The 16,511-nt window shown below is 59.3% G+C and carries 13 protein-coding genes; 1 reads left to right on the top strand and 12 read right to left on the bottom strand.

Translation table 11 applies throughout. The annotated features are described in order from the left end of the window. Positions 1 to 138 precede the first annotated feature (138 nt). The 4 genes from HMPREF1147_RS01865 to HMPREF1147_RS01850 form a co-directional block, all read right to left on the bottom strand. On the bottom strand, positions 139 to 4,425 hold the full coding sequence (locus HMPREF1147_RS01865; RefSeq protein WP_050992860.1) for a 2-hydroxyacyl-CoA dehydratase: 4,287 nt from the start codon (positions 4,423 to 4,425) through the stop codon (positions 139 to 141). A gap of 292 nt (positions 4,426 to 4,717) precedes the next feature. Continuing rightward, positions 4,718 to 5,017: an XRE family transcriptional regulator gene (locus HMPREF1147_RS12215; protein WP_009657504.1), complete on the bottom strand. Its 300-nt coding sequence runs from the start codon at positions 5,015 to 5,017 to the stop codon at positions 4,718 to 4,720. 9 nt (positions 5,018 to 5,026) lie between these two features. Next, positions 5,027 to 5,251: a hypothetical protein gene (locus HMPREF1147_RS01855; RefSeq protein ID WP_009657481.1), complete on the bottom strand. Its 225-nt coding sequence runs from the start codon at positions 5,249 to 5,251 to the stop codon at positions 5,027 to 5,029. Positions 5,252 to 5,263: 12 nt separating this feature from the next. Further along, positions 5,264 to 6,874, bottom strand: a complete 1,611-nt coding sequence (locus tag HMPREF1147_RS01850) for an MBL fold metallo-hydrolase RNA specificity domain-containing protein (protein WP_009657475.1) — start codon at positions 6,872 to 6,874, stop codon at positions 5,264 to 5,266. A 159-nt stretch (positions 6,875 to 7,033) separates the two neighbouring features. On the opposite strand from HMPREF1147_RS01850, the gene HMPREF1147_RS01845 reads away from it, so the two are divergent. Beyond that, complete coding sequence (locus HMPREF1147_RS01845) at positions 7,034 to 7,897, top strand: NAD(P)-dependent oxidoreductase (RefSeq protein ID WP_009657468.1); 864 nt, start codon at positions 7,034 to 7,036, stop codon at positions 7,895 to 7,897. Between the two features lie 10 nt (positions 7,898 to 7,907). Here HMPREF1147_RS01845 and HMPREF1147_RS01840 read toward each other — a convergent pair whose 3' ends face one another. The 8 genes from HMPREF1147_RS01840 to HMPREF1147_RS01805 all read right to left on the bottom strand — a co-directional run bounded on the left by HMPREF1147_RS01840 (position 7,908) and on the right by HMPREF1147_RS01805 (position 16,476). Beyond that, positions 7,908 to 8,609 carry a thiamine phosphate synthase gene (locus HMPREF1147_RS01840; protein WP_009657465.1) on the bottom strand — a complete coding sequence of 234 codons (702 nt, stop codon included), beginning with the start codon at positions 8,607 to 8,609 and terminating at the stop codon, positions 7,908 to 7,910. 103 nt (positions 8,610 to 8,712) lie between these two features. After that, a complete protein-coding gene (gene rbr, locus HMPREF1147_RS01835) occupies positions 8,713 to 9,246 on the bottom strand; it encodes a rubrerythrin (protein ID WP_009657476.1) in 534 nt (177 codons plus the stop codon). Positions 9,247 to 9,346: 100 nt separating this feature from the next. Further along, on the bottom strand, positions 9,347 to 10,978 hold the full coding sequence (locus HMPREF1147_RS01830; RefSeq protein WP_009657489.1) for an FAD-dependent oxidoreductase: 1,632 nt from the start codon (positions 10,976 to 10,978) through the stop codon (positions 9,347 to 9,349). Positions 10,979 to 11,050: 72 nt separating this feature from the next. After that, a complete protein-coding gene (ahpC, locus tag HMPREF1147_RS01825) occupies positions 11,051 to 11,632 on the bottom strand; it encodes an alkyl hydroperoxide reductase subunit C (protein ID WP_009349019.1) in 582 nt (193 codons plus the stop codon). A 172-nt stretch (positions 11,633 to 11,804) separates the two neighbouring features. Then, positions 11,805 to 12,335 (bottom strand): cytochrome c3 family protein, encoded by a 531-nt coding sequence (locus tag HMPREF1147_RS01820; protein ID WP_009657467.1) that lies wholly within the window; start codon positions 12,333 to 12,335, stop codon positions 11,805 to 11,807. Positions 12,336 to 12,344: 9 nt separating this feature from the next. Beyond that, a complete protein-coding gene (locus HMPREF1147_RS01815) occupies positions 12,345 to 14,093 on the bottom strand; it encodes an FAD-dependent oxidoreductase (protein WP_009657480.1) in 1,749 nt (582 codons plus the stop codon). A gap of 185 nt (positions 14,094 to 14,278) precedes the next feature. Beyond that, a complete protein-coding gene (locus HMPREF1147_RS01810; RefSeq protein WP_009657471.1) occupies positions 14,279 to 15,388 on the bottom strand; it encodes a PAS domain-containing methyl-accepting chemotaxis protein in 1,110 nt (369 codons plus the stop codon). Positions 15,389 to 15,501: 113 nt separating this feature from the next. After that, complete coding sequence (locus tag HMPREF1147_RS01805) at positions 15,502 to 16,476, bottom strand: sugar phosphate isomerase/epimerase (protein WP_009657486.1); 975 nt, start codon at positions 16,474 to 16,476, stop codon at positions 15,502 to 15,504. Between the last annotated feature and the right edge of the window lie 35 nt (positions 16,477 to 16,511).

Below are 16,511 nucleotides of genomic sequence, written 5' to 3'. Positions count from 1 at the left end.
TATCACAGAAAACCTGTTCGGTCAATAGTTTTAGGAACATATTTTTCGCGTTTTTTTGTTCGTGAAACATGTTTTTGAAAAATAAAAAGAGCGGCTGCAAAAACGCCTTTCACGTCAATGCTGTCGCTCTATGATATTTCAGTACGTGTACTCTGCCGCAGCTTTATGCTCTTTTACAGGTGCAGCATTCTCGGGACGCCGCTCTTTCGCCGTTGCAAGCATGAGCTTGATGCGGTTGAGCTGGTTGACCTCGCTCGAGCCTGCGTCGCAGTCGATCGCGGTGATGTTCGCGCCGTGATAGGCTTTGCGCAGGTCGTGCATGACGCCCTTGCCCGTGATGTGGTTCGGCAGGCAGCCGAACGGCTGGAGGCAGATGACGTTCGGGACGCCCTCTTCGATGAGCTTGACCATCTCGCCCGTGAGGAACCATCCCTCACCCGCCATGTTGCCGAGACTGACATGGCGCGCGGCAAGCTCGGCGGTGTGGTCGATGGACTGCGGCGGGCGGAAGTGGCGGCTCGATTCGAGTGCTTTGCGCATGGGGGCACGGAAGAACTCGATGACCTTGATGAACATGCGTCCGAAGAGCCTATCCTTGTACGAGCCCGCGAGCAGTTTGTGCTGCGCGATGGGGTCGTACGCGGAGTAGAGGAAGAAGTCGATGAAATCGGGCATGATGACCTCCGCGCCCTCGTTCATGAGTACGGTCTCGATGTCGTTGTTCGCAACGGGGTGGTACTTGACGAGGATTTCGCCGACGATGCCGACCTTTGGCTTCCAAAGATTTTCGTCGATGGGGATATGGTCGAAGTCGCGCACGATGTCCTTCACCGTGCGGCGGAACTTAAAGATATTGCCGTGCTCGAGTTCGTCCTTAGCGCGCGCCATCCATTTGTCAAATGCCGCCTGCGTCGCGCCTTTGACGCGCTCGTACGGCATCATGCGGTTGCGAACATTCATCAGGAGATCGCCGTAGACGGCTGCCTTCACCGCGTCGACCATCATCTCGCGGCTGAACGAGAACGAATCGGTCTCCTCCGGGAGTCCGCGCACGGCAAAGACGGCGACGTTCGGGAATCCCGCGTCGCGCAGCGCCTTGCGCAGGACGCCGAGGTAGTTCGTCGCGCGGCATGCACCGCAGGTCTGAAAGAGCGCGATGCTCGTGTGGTCGGCATCGCACATCCCCGCCTTGAGCGCGGAGATGAGCTGTCCGATGACGACGATCGCGGGATAGCACATGTCGTTGTGGACGTAGCGCAGTCCCATGTCGATCGCCGCTTTGTCCGGCATCGGCGGGATGACGACGTTGTAGCCGTGCTTGCGCATGGTCGTTTGGAACAGGTTGAAATGGATCGGCGCCATCTGCGGGGCGAGGATGGTGTGCGTCTTTTTGCAGTCCTCGGTAAAGCGCGGACGCTCGATGACGGGCGCCTCGTGGTAAACGGGCGTCTCGCGGCGTGCGAGCGCGGCGATGAGCGAGCGCAGACGAATCCGCGCCGCGCCGAGGTTCGACACCTCGTCGAGCTTGATCATCGTGTAGATGCGCTCGTGCGACTCGAGAATTTCGCGCACCTCGCTCGTGGTGAGGGCGTCGAGTCCGCAGCCGAACGAACTGAGCTGGATGAGCGTGACGTTCGGATGCTCCGCGACGAACTGCGCCGCATGGTAGAGACGCGCGTGGTAGCTCCACTGGTTGACGACCTGCAGACGGCGTTTTTGCACGGGGATATGGTAGACCGCGTCCTCGGAGAGGATGGGAAGTTTGTACGACTGTATCATCTCGGGGATGCCGTGGTTGATCTCGGGATCGACATGATAGGGACGCCCCGCAAGGAGAATCGCATGCTCGCCCGTCTTCTCGATGCGGTCGAGGATCTGCTGTCCGTAATCGCGCACATCCTGCCGGTACTGCGCGATCTCGGCGTAGCCCGCGTCCACGGCGGCGGCGATCTCCTTCTTGCCGATGCCCTCGATCTTGCCGAACTCCTCCGTCAGACGCTCGATCATGCGCTTGCGGTCGTTGATCGGGAGGAACGGCTGGAGGAAGCGAATATTCTTCTCGCGCAGGATGTCCATGTTACCGCGGATGTTCTCGGCGTAGGACGCGACGATCGGACAGTTGAAATTGTTCGCTCCGCTGCCGGGCTTGTCGTCCATATTGTGCGGCTCGCAGGGGTAGAATATCGTCGTGACGCCCTTTTCGACGAGGTCGACGATGTGCCCATGCGCGAGCTTCGCGGGATAGCAGAGCGAGTCCGACGGGATCGTCGCCATGCCCTTATAAAAGAGCTGGGGTGAGGATTTCCCGGAGAGAACGACGCCGTAGCCGAGCGTGTCAAAGAACGTGAACCAAAACGGATAGTCCTCGTACATGTTGAGCGTGCGAGGAATGCCGATCTTGCCGCGGCGCGGGTCTGCAGGCGATTTGTAATGCTTGAACACGCGGCGGTACTTGAACTTGTAGATGTTCGGCGCGTCCTCCTCGTGTTTTTCGCCGCCGATGCCGCGCTCGCAGCGGTTGCCCGTGAAGTAGCGCTCGCCGTTCGGGAACTGCTGCATGGTGATGAGGCATTTATTCCCGCATTTGCCGCAGCGGTAAGAGCTCGTCTTGGTCTCGAAATTCCCGAGCTGCTCCGCGCCGAGCAGCGTCGACGTCTCTGTCCCCGTCTCGAGCGCGAGAATCGCCGCGCCGTATGCGCCCATCAGTCCCGCGATGTCGGGGCGGATGACGTCCTTGCCGAGGATGTTTTCTAGGGAGCGCAGAACGGCGTCGTTGTAGAACGTGCCGCCCTGCACGACGATCTTGTCGCCGAGGGTCGATACGTCCTTGAGCTGCATGACCTTAAAGAGCGCATTCTTAACGACCGAAAGAGCAATGCCCGCCGAGATGTCGGCGACCTCCGCGCCCTCCTTCTGCGCCTGTTTGACCTTTGAGTTCATAAAGACGGTGCAGCGCGTGCCGAGATCCACGGGAGCTTTAGCATCAATCGCCTTTGCCGCGAACTCGCCGGGCGTCAGATGCAGTCCCTCGGCGAAATTTTGAATAAAGGAGCCGCACCCCGCCGAGCACGCTTCGTTCAGCGTGATGTTGCCGACGCTGCCGTCCTGCACGAAGAAGCACTTCATATCCTGACCGCCGATGTCGAGCACGAAGCTGACATCGGGGCAGAACTCCTGCGCCGCGCGCAGATGGGCAAAGGTCTCGACCTCGCCGCCGTCCGCGTGGAGCGCCGCCTTGACGATCGCCTCGCCGTAGCCCGTCGTCATTGCCCCCGCAATATGCGCACCCTCGGGCATAACGGCGTAAAACTCGCGCAGGGCGCTGATGACCGATTGGAGCGGCGAGCCGTGATTGCTGCCGTAGGACGTGTAGAGGAGCTGCTTGTCGCTGCCGATCGCGACGAGCTTCGTCGTCGTCGAGCCTGCATCGATGCCGATGCAGATCGCGCCGCGGTAGTCCGCAAGCTCCGCGCGTTTTACCTTGTCGCGGTCATGTCGCGCCTTGAACGCGGCGTAGTCCGCCGCATCGCGGAACAGTGTAAAGTCCGCTGTCCGCGTCTCGGCTGCCGCCGCCTCTTCCGCACGCGCAATACACTCCTGCATCTCCCGCATATCAATCGCCCGGGCATCATCCGAGAGCGCCGCGCCGACCGCGACGAAATAATTGCCGTAATCCACATCGACGACGTGATCCGCGTCGAGTTTCAATGTCTCGATAAAGCGTCTTTTCAGTTCGGGGAGAAAGTGCAGAGGTCCGCCGAGGAATGCGACATTGCCGTCGATGGGGCGTCCCTGCGCGAGGTTGCCGATGGTCTGGTTGACGACCGCTTGGAAGATGGAGAGTGCAATGTCCGCTTTCTCCGCGCCGTCATTCATGAGCGCCTGTATGTCAGTCTTGGCGAATACGCCGCAGCGCGAAGCGATGGCGTAGACGCGCTTGCCCTTCTCGGCGAGTGCGTTCAGCCCGATGGGATCGGTCGAGAGGAGCGACGCCATGTGATCGATGAACGATCCCGTGCCGCCCGCGCAGACACCGTTCATGCGCTGCTCCGGCGCGTCGCCGAAATAGGTAATCTTCGCATCTTCGCCGCCGAGCTCCACTGCGGTCGTCGTCTCGGGGATGAGACGGCGCACTGCCGAGGCACACGCGACGACTTCCTGCACGAACGGCAGTCCGATACGCTGTGCGATGCCCATGCCCGCCGAGCCGGTCAGCGCGAACGAGAATTTCGACGTGCCGACGATCTCCTTGAGCTGCGTGAGGTTTTCCTGTAGGGCTCTGCCGATCTCCGAGAAGTGGCGCGCGTAGTTCTTGTAGAGGATCTCATGCTCCTCGCCCAGCACGACCAGCTTGATCGTCGTCGATCCGACGTCCACCCCAACACGAAATGGGGATTCCAATGTAACACCACCTGTCATATCCATACTAAGTACAGTGTATTACTATCACTTAATATATATTAAATAGGAAAGCCCTTTTTAGGCTTCCCTATTTTAACGTATTTGTCAGAACTATGCAAGTGTATGAGACACATCCTCACATACAAGATATTGATATTTTTATGCAATTAATACATATATGGAGGGTATACAAGAACATTAGCATGAAAAAAGCCCGCAGTGCATCGGTGCGGCGGGCGTCTCCGTTTGTCTGGATGTAGTTATGCGGTCGGCAGCGGTACGATTGAGAGGGTTTTCCCGAGCGGCACGAGCACTTTTAACAGCGTGTCGATCTGCGGGCTGGTATATCCCCGTTCCATGCGCGCGATGACGGCTGCCGGACGCCGCTGAGCTCTTTGAGTTTCTTTTGACTGATTCCTTTCTCTTCTCTTGCTTTGATCAGTTCGCCGATGAGCGCAACACGCAGATTGCTTTCCGCTATTTCTTGCGGCGTCAAAATGGAATCCATATACGCCAATACATCTCCGCCGTTGGCAGCTTCGCCGCGTTCTAACGCGTCTTGATAGTTCGCTTTTGCCTGTGCTATCGCTTCGGCGTACTCTTTACTCATTTTCATTATTTTTCCTTAGATGCTGTACGATGAACCGACTTCTTTTTCCTTGCGCGCATGTATCAATTCGAGTATCCGAGCAACGCGCAAATCAGAGACGGCTCGTTCTTCCGGCGAAAAAAGCTGCTCTCTCACATCTTCCCACGATGCGCCGATCGCCTCATCGCCACGCTCTTTGATGTCTCTTAATGCTTCTTTTGCTTTTTCGATCTCGGCACGATATTGTTCAGTCATTTTCATGGTTTTATCCCTTTAGATTTGATACGGTGCGGCGAGTTTTTTGAAGTAGGTGCGCGCCTTTTGCATGGTGCGGATGATGGGTTCCATGAGCTGCGGGTGGCGAACGACGGTGCGGATGATCGCCTTGCGCAGCTGCCGGTACTCGGCGTCGAAGTCGCGCATGACGTCCTCCATCTCCGCTTCGACGGAGACGGCGGCGCTCTGCGAGGGGATGAGGATGGCGCTGCGCCCTGAGATCGTTACGGCATCGCCGAGGAAGGGCGCATAGACCTCGAGCCCTAGTTCCTCGTTGATGCGTTCGCGCAGCGCTTCCTGCGCGTGTCCCTCGCCGTGCACGAGGAACACCTTCGCCGGGCGCGGCGCGGTGAGCGCGCGCATCCAGTCGACGATCTGCTCCGCATCCGCGTGCGCAGAGAATCCGTCGAGCATCTTGATCTGCGCCTTGACCGCGATCTCCTCGCCGAGGACGCGCACGCGCTTGATGCCGTCGACGAGCCGCCGCCCGAGGCTCCCCTCCGCCTGATAGCCGACGAAGAGCACGGTCGATTCGGGACGCCATAGATTGTGTTTCAAATGATGCAGGACGCGCCCCGCATCCGCCATCCCGGAGGCCGAGAGGATAATCGCCGAGCCTTCGGCGGAGTTCAGCGCGCGCGAGTCCGCGGCGGACTCGGCGATGCGCACCTGAGGGAACGCGGGAATCTTGCCGTTTTTCCCAAAAAACGCGATTGACTCCTCGTCAAAGTCCTCGTAGTTGCTTAGAAATACGCGCGTCGCCTGTATCGCGAGCGGGCTGTCGATGATGATGGGGATGTCGCCGTCGAGCCGTCCCGCCTTCCAGAGACGGTAAAAATAATAGAGCAGTGTCTGCGTTCTGCCGACGGCAAAGGACGGGATGATGACGTTGCCGCCGCGATCCATCGTGTCGCGGATGACCTCGAGGAGCGCCGTTTCCTTATCGTAGTCGCGGTGTACGCGGTCGCCGTAGGTGGACTCGACGAGCAGGAAATCTGCGCCCGCGATCGGCTCGGGATCGCGCAGGATGGGTTGATTGGGCTGACCGAGATCGCCCGAAAATACGATTTTCGTCTGCTGTTCGTTCTCCGTCACGGTCATCTCGAGAATCGCAGAGCCGAGGATATGCCCCGCATCGTAATATTTCAGATGCAGGTCGTCTACGTTCAACATGCCGTGATACGGCACGGGTTCGAAGTGCTCGAGCGCGGCAAAGGCATCCGCCTGCGTGTAGAGCGGCATGACCGGCGCCTCGCTGCGGCGTGCGTTCTTGCGGTTCATGATCTCCGTGTCGCTCTCTTGGATGTGCGCCGAATCCGGGAGCATGATGCGCACGAGGTCGCAGGTCGCCTTGGTCGCGTAGATTTTCCCGCGAAATCCCTCGCGTACGAGCTGTGGGATGCGCCCGCAGTGGTCGATGTGCGCGTGCGTCAAAAAGACCGCCTCGATCTCCGCAGGGTTGAACGGGAACGGCTCATAGTTCATCTCGCGCAGACGGCGCGTCCCCTGATACATGCCGCAGTCCACAAGATATTTGCGATCGCCCGTATGGAGCAGATAGCACGATCCCGTGACAACGTGCGCCGCCCCTAGAAATTCCAGCCGCATATGGATGCTCCCTTCGCTTTGATTCCGCCTTCGTCTTGTCTTATAACATTCGAAATCAAATGAAAAAATCCTGCCGTTCCGCAGGATTTTGTAGACAGTTCCCCGCCCGCCTGTTACACTGAATGCAGGACGAACCGGAGACGAAAAGGAGGATACCTGATGAAAAAGATCGGATTTATCGGCCTCGGGCTGATGGGCGCGCCCATGGCGGGGCATCTCATGGATGCGGGCTACGAGCTGAGCGTCTACAACCGTACGAAATCAAAGGCGGACGCGCTCGTCGCGCGCGGCGCGCGTTACTGCGATACGCCGGGCGCGTGCGCGAAGGGACAGGACGTGGTCATCACGATTGTCGGCTACCCCGCCGATGTCGAGGAACTATACCTCGGTGCGGACGGTATTCTCGACAATCTCGCGCCGGGGGCGTACACCGCGGACATGACGACCTCCTCCCCCACGCTCGCCGCGCGCATCTACGAGGAGGCGAAAAACCGCGGCATCTATGCGCTCGACGCCCCCGTCACGGGCGGCGATATGGGCGCGCGCGCCGGCACGCTGAACATCCTCGTCGGCGGAGACGAAGACGCGTTCAACGCGATGCGCCCCGTCTTTGCCGCGATGGGGTCGAACATCATCTACGAGGGCGCGGCGGGTGCGGGACAAAAGACCAAGGCGGCGAACCAGATCGCCATTGCGGGTGCGCTGGCGGGCGCATGCGAAGCGTTTGCCTATGCGAAAACAATGGGACTGGACGTCGAAAAGGTCTTTGCCTCCATCTCGGGCGGCGCGGCGGCGAGTTTTCAGATGTCCCATATGGTGCGCATGGCGCTCGACGGCAATTTTGACCCCGGCTTTATGCTCAAACACTTCATCAAAGATATGAATATCGGCGTGGAGACGGGGAGCGCCCGCGGTCTCACGCTTCCCGTTCTAAGGCAAGTACTCGAAGAGGCCCGCACCCTCGAGGACAAAGGGCTCGGCGCGGAAGGAACGCAGAGTCTCCTGAAATACTACGAGAAATAAACTGCCGTACCTATGATCTTGCTGCGCGCCACGTGCGTACAAGTTCATCCGCGGCGGCGAAGGGATGCGCGACGGATGCCACGGCGCTGACGACGAAGAATCCCTCGACGCCCGCAGCGCGCAGAGCGGGCAGATCGCCTGCCTTGACCCCGCCGCCCACGACGACGGGCAGGGGGCTCACGCGGTGCAGCTCGGAGAGTTCCGTGAGGCTGCGCGTCACGATATGCCCCGCCGCATCCCGCCCCGCATCGGGTTTCGTCGCCGTCGGGTGCAGCGGCCCCGCGCCGAAGTAGTCGATGCAGGAGGTATCGCACGCGCGCACGTAGTCAATGAGCGCAGACATCCGCGCGGAGAGGCCGACGACGGCATCCTCGCCCAAATATTTCCGGCATATCTCGGGCGGAATGTCGCTCTGTCCGACATGGACGCCGTCCACCTTTATCCCCGCGTCCCGCGCGGCAAGCGCAACGTCGAGACGGTCGTTGACGACGAGCGCGACCCGCTCGGACTTTTCCTGTGCCGCGATAATCTCAGCCGCCGCACGCGTAAGGTCAATGAGCTCCCGCGCCTCGGCCGTTTTGGACCGAATCTGAACGAAGGTAAAGTCCGCCCGCACGGCCTCCGCGATCACGCGCGCAACGGGGCACCCGTTCGTATTCTCCGGGCCGATCACGAGGTACGCGGACAGATCGAATTTTTTTCGCATGGACATATACGTTCTCCTCAAAAACAAGGAGCTGTTGCACGAACGTGTGTAACAGCTCCTTTTCATATGGTTGGAAATCACGGTAGAGCGCAAAAATCCATCTCACGCCTCAGTAGTTCTGCACAACCTGCTGAAAGAACGACTGCGGATGTTCGCAGACCGGACACTTCATCGGCGCCTGCGGGCTCTCGCAGACATAGCCGCAGTTCAGGCACTGCCAGATGATCTTTTCATCGCGCTTGAACACGCGTCCCTCCTCGACATTTTCGAGAAGGATCCGATAGCGCGTATCGTGCCTCTGCTCAATCTTGCCGACCGCGTCGAAGAGACGGGCGATCTTGTCGAACCCCTCTTCACGCGCCACGCGTGCGAACTCTGGATACATACTCGTCCACTCTTCGTTCTCTCCCGCGGCCGCGGCGGCAAGGTTCGCCTTCGTATCGCCGATACCGGCGACAAGCTTGAACCAAATCTTGGCGTGCGCCTTCTCGTTGACCGCCGTCTCGTTGAAGATGTCCGAAATCTGAACGTAACCGTCCTTCTTCGCCTGCGACGCGTAGTACAGGTACTTCGTATGCGCCTGCGACTCGCCGGCAAACGCCGCCCAAAGATTTTTCTCCGTCTGTGACCCCTTCAGCTCCATGATGAACTCTCCTTTACTAAAATATATACACAAAAAACATATGGATACCGGCAAATATCTACCGACAGTCGCCTTGCTCAGGGGCGCGTAAAATGCGGTATTATTTTGCCAGGATATCGGCGATCTCGTCGATGTTCTTCTTGCCGAAGTGCAGCTCCTCCCCCACGATCATGCAGGGAACGCTCATAACGCTGTACTGCTCCTTGAGTTCCGGGAAATACCGGATATCGTAGATGTCCGCACGGACGTTACCGCGCAGAGAGGCGATGCGCTGCACTGCCGCGACCACATCGGGACACATCGTGCAGGACAGCGACATCAGAACCTTCACATCGATAGATTTCGTGATGCGCGCGATCTTTTCCTGCGTCTCGGGGCGCAGTTCCTGTCCCGGTCCCGCGACATTGTAGAGCGCGAGGATGAACGAGTTGAACTCGTGCCCGCCCGGCACCGCGTGGAACGTGATGCCGCTCGACGTGCCGTCCGCGCGCAGGAACTCAACGCCCGGTTCGCCTATGGCATCCTGCTTCGCCTCATAGGTCACTTTGTCCGTCAGCCCCGCGAACTCCTCCATAAAGCCGCGCAGCTCCGCCGAGAGATCGCCGCCGTCGTAGTGACCGACGACCTTCACGGGGGCGGCGAATTTCTCGAACACCGCAGCGAGCTGCTCACGGATCTCCGCGGAGATGAAATTCGTCTCGTTCCCCTCCGCCGCATCTTTTTCGATCGAGTTCTTGCGCTGTTCAAGGCGCGCCGTATCGACCTCGGGACGCGAGAACGCGGGCAGATGCAGGCGGTCATGCAGCGCCGCCGCATGACGCTCCGCCGCGACCGCGCTGACCGCACCGTCGGAGACCGCCGTCACGACTTGGCGCAGCTCTTTGATGCAGACGTCGCCCGCCGCGAATACGCCTTTGACATTCGTCTCCTGCCGCTCATCCGTGATGATGTAGCCCTGTTCATTCAGTGCGACGAGATTGCGGAACAGCGCTGTGTTCGGCACATACCCCGCAAAGACAAAGACACCGAACGTCTCGCCGGCGCGCGGCGTGAAGCGCTCCGTCTCCCCCGTCACATCGTTGCGGATATCGGCATAGGAGAGCATCGTCTCGCCGCCGACGGCATCGACGACGGTGTTGAACCGCACGCTGATGTTGTCATACTTCGCGAGCGCGTCCACCGCCGTCTGCGGCGCGCGGAACTTGTCTCCGCGCACGAGGATCGTGACCGATCTGCCGTAGCGCGAGAGGAACATGCTCTCCTCCACCGCCGACATGCCGCCGCCGACAACGAAGATGTCCATCCCGGTGAAAAACTCCGCGTCGCAGGTCGCACAGTACGCGACGCCGCGCCCTTGGAACTGCTTTTCTCCCGCAAATCCGACCTTGCGCGGGTTCGCGCCCGTGGCGAGGATCACACTCAGCGCCTCGATCGTGCCCGCAGTCGTCTCGACCTCCTTGACGTCTTGGTCGAGCTTCAGCCCGATGACCTCGGCGGACAGGAACTCCGCGCCGAATCCGCGCGCCTGCTGTTCCATCTGCGCGGCGAGCTCCGCGCCGCTGATCTTCCCGAGTCCCGGATAGTTGACGACATCGGCGGTGATGGTGATCTGCCCGCCCGTTTTTTCTTTCTCGACGACGAGCACCTTGCATTTGGCACGCGCGAGGTAGATTGCGGCGGAGAGTCCCGCAGGGCCGCCGCCGACGATGACCGCATCATACATTTTGTCCATCCGTACACCCCTGTCTTTTCATAGAAAAAAAGCACTTTACGAGCGCCCTCGCAAAGTGCCCTATATAGCATCTTAGAGTTTGCCGACGAGATCGAAGCTCGGCTTCAGCGTCTTTTCGCCCGGCTTCCAGCGTGCGGGGCAAACCTCATCGCCGTGCGCGGCGACGAACTGGAGCGCCTGCACCTTGCGGAGAAGCTCTGCGGCGTTGCGTCCAACGTTGCCTGCGCTGACCTCGTAGGAAACGATCTTGCCCTCGGGGTTCACGACGAACGTGCCGCGCTCGGAACGACCGTCCTCTTCGATGTAGACGTCGAAGTCGCGTGCGAGCTTCGCCGTCGGATCCGCGAGCATCGGATAGGTGAGCTTGCCGACGAGCTCGGAGCTCTCATGCCATGCCTTGTGAACGAAGTGCGAATCGCAGGAGACGCCGAAGATCTCGCAGCCGAGCTTCTGGAACTCCGCGTACTGCTCCTGCAGATCCGCAAGCTCCGTCGGGCACACGAACGTGAAGTCCGCCGGATAGAAGAAGAACACGCTCCACTTGCCCTTGAGGTCTGCCTTCGTGTACTGCTTGAACTCGCCCTGTGCGGCGCCTTCCTTCTTCTGGAACGCGTCTACCTTAAAATCGCTGATTTCCTTATTGATCTGAGACATTGAACATCCTCCTTTTGTGCTGAACCAACCGCGCCGATGCCGACCGATTGGGTATGTCCTTTTGTTGGAATTATCATAGCACCACAGACGTATCCTGTCAACTAATATTTTCACCTTTTTAATAATTATTTTTGTTTATATCTACATATAGATAAATTGTCCCGTTCCGCGCTCACTGTTCCCAGCTCGCGTCGAGCTTCCAGCTCACGGGATGGCAGGCGCTGCATTTCTTCGCCGACTGTTTGTGATGCATACTGTGGCAGTCCATGCATTGCTGCGGGTTCTCGTTCCCGGCGAGATGGACGGGATCGTGCGGGTTCTCCTTGCCGTAGTGCGCGGTCGTGCGCTTTACCGCTTCGAAATCATGACAGGAAAGACACTGCTCGTTCTTGAAGCCGTACTTCGGCATGGGGTTCTCATAGTTGCCCGTGACGAAAAGCCAGCCCTCCTTCATCTGCTGCGCAAGCGTCGGCTTATGGCAGTCGTGGCAGGTCACGCCCATATCCGCATGCGCCTTCGCAAGATAGCCGTCGTGTGTGAAGCTGTCGTATTCGGGCTGCATGTTATGGCAGGTCGCGCAAAAGGCGGGCTTTGCGCTCACCGCCGAGAGCAGTGCGAGACTGCCGAATCCTGCCGCCGCAGCGCATATGACGAGGAGCAAGAGCACGCGCGGACGTTTGAGTTTGGATAGGAATCGCATCATACTCCCTCCTCAAAGTTTGCCGACGACGTTGCCGACGAGCCGCCCGTACACGAGGGCAAAGGCGTGACTGACACCCGCCGTCACGACGGGATAGTCCCCGACGAACCGCCCGCCCTGTGTGTTGCCGACGGCGTACAGCCCCGGAATGCCGTGATAACCCCTGTCGAGTACGTTGCCGTCCTCCGGGTTCACCGTCAGTCCGCCCATATTGACGAGGAGCGCGCCGCCGAGCATCTTTCCTGCATAGAACGGCGGCTTTTCAATCGGGAAGAGCCGCTTTGATGCTTTGCCGAAGTCCGTGTCGAGATGCGCATGTGCGAGCGCGTTGTAGCGCGCGATCTCCGAGAGGATCGTGCGCTGTACGGCGGGCCGCTCGGGCGCAAGCGCGGCGGCAAGCTCCTCGATCGTATCCGCGCGCACGAGCCCGGGCGTTTTCTCTACATCCTCCACGGAGGTATAGGATGTTCGTCCGATCGCCCATTGGCAGTCGGGCGGGAGCTTCGGATTTTCCGCGGCGGGGACGCAGTGGTTCACACTGCCGTGCGATACGCCCATCGCGCCGAGCTGCTTCGGAAAATTCGCATCGAATATCTGCCACGCATAATCGCCGCGCTGCCGATAGATGGCGCAGGAGAGCTGCTGTCCGCCGATGTCCTCGTTGACGAACCGCTTCCCGTCGTCGTTCAGCAGCAGGTAGGCGTCCACGCCAAGCGGCCCGCCGAGCGTGTGAATCATGGGCGCGTGAGGTCCGTCCTCGATTTTTCCGCCGACCCACGCCGCCATTTTGTGCCCGTCGCCCGTATTCGTGGGGCTGTCCCACGCGTCGCGGTTCGGAAACACATTGAGATAATCGACCGCCCACGGCACAAAATACGACATCATCTCCTTGTTGTTGCCGTAGTCTCCCGTCGCGAGGACGACCGCCTTGCGCGCCGTACATTTGACAAATTTTCCGTGAATGTCCTCGCCGACGACCGCCGTGACGCGCCCGTCCCCGTCCTCACGGATGAGTTTTTGCGCGCGCGTCGCAAAGATGAATTTGCACCCCTGCGCAAGGCATTTCTCATAGACGAGCGTGAGGAGCGGTTCCTGACTCGGCAGGAGCGTCATGACCGTCGGATAGGTCGGGCTGTTCTCCTCGGCGCGGTTATATCCCTCGGGCAGCGGATAGTGCATCATCATGAGGTTGATCTTCGTGCGGTCTAGCTCCGTGTCGGTCCCCTTCATCAGATGAACGGCGGGCGCGAGGTCAAGCATCCAGTCAAAATCCGCGCCGCTGTGATCCGCCCAGTATTTCCACATGCGCTGATCCGAGCGATAGCCCATCTGCTTCATATTCTCGAGAATCGCTTCGTTCTTGTCGAACGTGATGCCGAGTTCCCGCTGATAGCGGTTGCCGATCGTGCCGTACTGCCCGCTGCGGCACTGCCATGTGCTCGCCCGTTCCATGACGAGAACCGACGCGCCGTGTTCCGATGCCGCACGCGCGGCGGTCAGGCCGGCAAGTCCCGCGCCGACGATTACCACATCGGCGACGCGTTCCTCGGCGATCTTTCCATCCGGAATCTCGGGAGCCGTGCCGAGCCATGCGGGCGGAGGAGGCGGCGCCGCCGGAGGCGAAGGCGGGATCAATCGATCGTTCGGATTTTCCCCACATCCCGCGAGCAGGGCGGGCGCAGCGACAAAACCACCAAAGGCAAGCGCGCTCCCCTTGAGAAAATTCCTGCGGCTGAGCGTGCCGTTCTTTTCACTGCCCATCGTATCCGCTCCTTTCAGGTTCTGTTATTCTCTATTATAGGATTGCGGGCGCATAAACTCAACCGTATTCTTCCATATTTTTTATTTATCGACCAGTTCTTTTTTGTTGTAACGTGCGCAAAAAAGAGCTGTAACGAACGTGTCAAAAACACAATTTCGTTACAGCCCCTGCAAAAGTCTTATACTTAGAGGTTCCGCGAAAGCTCCTCAATGCTGTTTGACATCGCCTTCGCCTCTTCGACGGATGCGCTGATCTCCTTCATATTCGATGCTTGATTGTCGATCAGGCGGCTGATCGAGTTGATCTTATCGACGATGTTGTTCGTCGCCGTCTGCATCGACCCGAGGGCTTCCACGATCTTCGTCGTCGCGTCGCGGCTGCTGTCCGCGAGCTTGCGTACCTCCTCGGCGACGACGGCAAAGCCGCGCCCCGCCTCGCCTGCGCGCGCCGCCTCGATGGACGCGTTGAGCGCTAGGAGATTCGTCTGCTTGGAGATGTTCATGATGAGTTCCGTCATCTTGAGCGTGTTCTCCGTCTGCCCGCAGGCATCCTCGGCTGCCTGTGTGATCTCCTCTTGGACGCCCGAGAGCTCGACGGTCTGCTCCGTCGTCTCGCTCACACTGCCCGTAATACCGTCGATGGATGCGTAGAGACTGCTCAGCATCGTGCCCAGTTCTTTATAGAACTGCTCTTTCTTCTGCGTGCTCTGTTCCAGCGATTCCTTATTCTTTTTGTCCGCGTCGATATCGACAAAGACGCCGATGATCTCCTCGGGGTGCCCGTTCTTATCGCGCACGACGTTGCCGGACGCATGGTACCAGCGATAGCTGCCGTCATGCACTTTGAGCCGATAGTCCACGTCGTACGGTGTTTGCCCGCTCAGATCCTTGATGCATTTCGTAAACGAGCTGATCGTGTGATCCACATCCTCCGGATGCAGACGCGAGCTCCATGACTCCACCTTGTTCGGAAAATCTGATTCTCCTTTGAACCCGACCATGCGGCGGAACTCGTCCGACCATATGGCATACGCGATGCTGAAGTCCGCATTGATCTTCATGTACCACATGCCCGAGTGCACCGCTTCGTTCACCGTACGCAGCCGAAACCGCTGATACTCCAGCTCCTCGTTGACACACCCGATCAATTCGTTCAGCTCCGCCGCATAAGGCGTACCGCCGGATATCTTCTCGAACAGCTCATTCTTCTCATGTCCCGCAACAAGGCGATCAATCGCTGCAGAGAGCCCGTCGCCGCCGATCTCCGGCGCCGTCTCCGCATTCTTTCCTACCATTCTTATCCCTCCATACGACAAAAGTCTCATCCCATTCTCTCAGAGATTGTACCATAGAACACCATATATGAAAAGGCTCTTTATAATACAATTAATATTTTATCACACAGTCATCACCGGATCGCCGCCGTCTGCGCCGCGAGTTTTTCCTCCCAGTCCGTCGTATCCGTGGGGATAAACTCATGGACAAGCCAGTGCGGGCGCACGCGGTCGATAATCTCTCGCGCACGCGGTGTATGGAGCGGCGCGTGCCGGTCGATGCGCAGCACATAGTCGATGGACTCCTGCGGCGTCGGGTGCTCCGGCATCTCGCCGCGCCGCGCCGCCTCTTGCACAGTGCGCGCATACGCCCCCGAGAGCGATTGATGCAGGTGCAGCCCACGGATGCGTTCGGCTAGCTCCTTGTCATATCGTGCAAGCCCCTCGATCGTATCGAGCACATAGTCGACGCCCTCCTCCTCCGTGCGCAGATCCCAGTTCGTATTCATGAGATGCCCCGTGTCGAGCATAAAGCCCGTGTGCTCATGCGGCGTCTCCTCGATGAGACGCGCGGCAAGCACGGGATCGCGAAAGGTCAGCCCCGGCCACCAGAGATTTTCATAGAGCAGCATACAGTCCTGCGGCAGCGCCGAGACGAGCTCGCGCACAACCTCGATCGTCCCCTCGACGACATCCCTGTCGTCGTAGAAAAAATTGCGCGAAAAGATCTCGCCCTGCCCCGTGTGCGCAACGTGAAAGACGGCGTACTCCGCCCCGCACGCTCCCGCGACGCGGAAGTTATCACGAAAGCGCGTCAGCCACTCCTCGCGCGAGTCACCGAAGATGCAGCGCACCTGCTCGGGTGAATAGTCGCGTGCAAGGAGCTCTGCATTGCCGTGCCAAAAATGCATCCAAGAGGGGTAAAACCACAGATGAACGCCGCGCACGATGCGTCGGGGAAAAAGCCCTGTGTCCTTTGGATCGCAGACCATGAACTCAATGCCGTCAAGCCCGTAGCACTGCAAAAGAGACTCCACGCCCTGCGGCGTTCCGCCCGGCAGATTGCAGATGTCGCAGTCCGCACTTGAAACATTGATGAGCTGCACCATTTCGATTCTCCCTTAAATCGTTTCGCAGCGTCTAT

The sequence above is a fragment of the Selenomonas sp. FOBRC9 genome (assembly GCF_000287655.1).
GTDB lineage: Bacteria > Bacillota > Negativicutes > Selenomonadales > Selenomonadaceae > Centipeda > Centipeda artemidis.
Note: the sequence above shows the minus strand (reverse complement) of the source record. Positions and strands in the feature narration are given on the sequence as shown.